This is a genomic window from uncultured Subdoligranulum sp. (assembly GCF_937890665.1).
In genome coordinates this window covers 1-2,799 of sequence record NZ_CALADU010000184.1, presented here as the reverse complement: position 1 = coordinate 2,799, position 2,799 = coordinate 1, and the positions used below count along the sequence as shown (strand labels likewise).

Annotated in this window: 4 protein-coding genes; 2 read left to right on the top strand and 2 right to left on the bottom strand. The window is 48.4% G+C overall.

The features are described 5' to 3' along the window. Positions 1–51 precede the first annotated feature (51 nt). Complete coding sequence (locus tag Q0526_RS10610) at positions 52–468, bottom strand: hypothetical protein (protein WP_298733333.1); 417 nt, start codon at positions 466–468, stop codon at positions 52–54. A gap of 24 nt (positions 469–492) precedes the next feature. Next, a complete protein-coding gene (locus Q0526_RS10605; protein WP_009260704.1) occupies positions 493–723 on the bottom strand; it encodes a helix-turn-helix transcriptional regulator in 231 nt (76 codons plus the stop codon). 270 nt (positions 724–993) lie between these two features. Between Q0526_RS10605 and Q0526_RS10600 the strand changes: the two genes are divergently transcribed. After that, a complete protein-coding gene (locus Q0526_RS10600) occupies positions 994–1,182 on the top strand; it encodes an S-layer homology domain-containing protein (RefSeq protein WP_298733328.1) in 189 nt (62 codons plus the stop codon). A 358-nt stretch (positions 1,183–1,540) separates the two neighbouring features. Next, positions 1,541–2,017 carry a sigma-70 family RNA polymerase sigma factor gene (locus Q0526_RS10595; RefSeq protein ID WP_298733326.1) on the top strand — a complete coding sequence of 159 codons (477 nt, stop codon included), beginning with the start codon at positions 1,541–1,543 and terminating at the stop codon, positions 2,015–2,017. The last annotated feature ends 782 nt before the right edge of the window (positions 2,018–2,799 follow it).

Genomic DNA, 2,799 nt, shown 5'->3' with positions numbered 1-2,799 from the left:
GTCCAGAGGTGGGGCGGGGATGTTTACTTTATAAAGGAATCTTACATTCCCTTATCGCCCTACATATTTCTCGAAGTCTGCAAACAAATCCTTTACAAAATTCTTTAGATAAGTTTGGTCAAGTTCATTTTCAAAAATAAGTTCTTGTTCATACCCATAGGCATTTCCATTATTAATATTACCCTTCACTTTAATGTGACCTCCATTAAAAGCTATAAACTCTATGTAGCTATGAACACCATACGGTGTTTCTAATATCGCGGAGCCTTTGAGTGTTTCATATAGTCTATTTAGCGATATAGCAAAGTCTGCAAGTCCTCGAACATCAATATCCATCACAGCGTCAGCGGAAAATCCATAACTGAATACCTTTATATTCAGACTGGTGTTTACTGGAAATGGAAGGTCATTTTCATGTATCGTTGGATTAAACTCCAAGCAAAAATTTTCTAATTCTAACCTGTACATGATAGCTATACCTCAAGTTCCCATTTACTTCTCCATTTCATTTGCGAAATTGTTATCTTGCTCCAAAGCAATCACATCTGCAATATCACAGTTCAGCGCCCCGCAGATACGCAGCAGCGTTTTCATGCTGATATGCTCACCCTTTCCCATGTTGGCGATCATGTTGGTGGTAAGACCGGCGGCCAGCCGTAAGTCCGCTATCCTCATGCCGCGCTCCTTCAGGGTGTCCCATAGCGGCTGATAGCTGATGTGCATAGGCTCCCGCCCTTCTCCCTGCATAGGGGTTTCTGTCCTCATTATAGCAAAATTCTTGTGAACTCACAAATATTTCTTGACACAACCGCCGGTTCCGTCTGGATTGTGCTTTTCCTTTCTTTTTCTTGATTACATCTATTTCGTCATTAACTACTGCATAAAAAAAGAGCAGCCCTTGGAGATTCCCAGCCTGGGCCTGTCCTGGCCTCTTGACCAGCCGTCCTGTACCGCTACACCCAGAACAGGGACTATGACATCATCCAGGGCGGTATGGTCATTCGGGAATATGCGGACTATGACCAGATCTCCAATTTTGCACTGGAGACCCTGAACTGGGCTGTGAGCGCCGGGATCATCAATGGCACTGACAACGGGCCCCTCAGACCAAGCGCCACCGCCACGAGGGAACAAGCCGCCGTGATCCTCATGCGGCTTTGTAAGAAATATGTGAGCTGGTAACTACACAAAAGACGGGAGAATAACAATGCTTTATCGTCCCTTTTGTTCCAGCGGCGGCTAAGCCGCCGCCAAATCCAATACCGCCACCTGCTAAAAAGGCGCAGGCAACCAGCTGGTTGTCTGCGCCTCATTTTGTCCTCGACAAATTATCCGAGCATCCTCCAGAAAATTCTGGGAGATGCTGGGATGAATTGTCGAGATATGGATGTATTTTTTTCACGTTTCCATTCCAGTCCGGAAAAAACATTGAAAATTTAGAAAAATTTTTATATTTTGGCGGAAAAAGAAATTCCTGCCGGGGGCCTCCCGATTTTCGTTGACTGCCCGCGAACCAACGAAAATCGAAGGAGGAACGGACATGCCGCGATACAACATGTACTACCCAGACTATGAGAAGCTCTACCCAGGCATTGAAAAACGTCCGGATATTTTACGTGTACTGCGAGCAAGTGACCGCAAGATGCGCTATATGGAAAAGGGACTCAAATTGGAGCGTTCGGTGTGGGATCGAAAAAAACAAACCATTGCATCTTTACCCAGTCGGGAAATCTCCCTGGAGGAGCTCATGGAGGATGGACGGCAGCAATTTTCTAACGGCCCGACGCTGGACGAACAGGTGCAACATCAGGAGGAACTACGTCACTTACACCAAGCCTTATGCAGTCTGGAAAGAGAATACCAGCTGCTGCTTTATTTCCGCTACTGGAAAGACATGAGTCAGGAGGATGTAGCGAAAATGCTTTCTCTCACCCAGCAAGCAGTCAGTTATCGTGAGCGTTATGCCTTACAACGGCTGAAAGATTTTGTGCAAAACGGAGAAAAGAAAAAATTTTAGAAAAATCGTTTGTGAACTCCCTTACTTATTGCCTGTACATAATGAGGGGGTCACATCTTCCTCCTCTTGATCTTTGAAAATAGAATATCCGGCAGCTTGGATACGTCCGTTGGCGAGAGGCCCCCGAGAGGGAGGCTGAAGCGACATTGGAGGATGCGCCAAGACCATCTGTGCGGGAAGCCCCCGCATCAAAGACGGCCAAATAAGGTGCAGAGCGGTTCCCATCCGTCCATAAAACAGCCTGTGGCGGGCTGTTTCGCATTGCGGCGGGACTCACAGGAGTCCTGCCCGACCCTCGCCGGCAATCCAGTAATGATACTCCTGTCCAGCCACAGCCACAAGCAATGGGGGCAGCTCGGAGAGATCCTCGGAGGGGTGAGATTCCCGTGACGCGCGCCCGCGCGGTCCAAGCCTGCCGCCTACGGCTCGGGAAGTAGTGTCGAATAGGGCCATCATTGGAAACGCAAATGTCAGAAACGGCGGGGGCCGCCCTGAAGGGTATCGCAATGCTGCCACACATCGTGGAGCGGCCCCCGCTTGTTTTCATACACGACTGAAAAACGAATGAAGGATTGGCTGTGCGCCGGAGCTTATCTCTGGCGCACCATCATGGGAGGCATAAAGCTTATGGCGGAAAAGAAGAAAGCATGGCTGTATCTGAAAGCCAGGACCGATGAAGACCTGAAGGCCCAGAAGTCGCTTTTGCTGGAGTACGCAGATAAAGCAGGATATAGGAGAGCAGATCGATAGGTCCCTCAAATACATAGAGCCGGTCACTGACA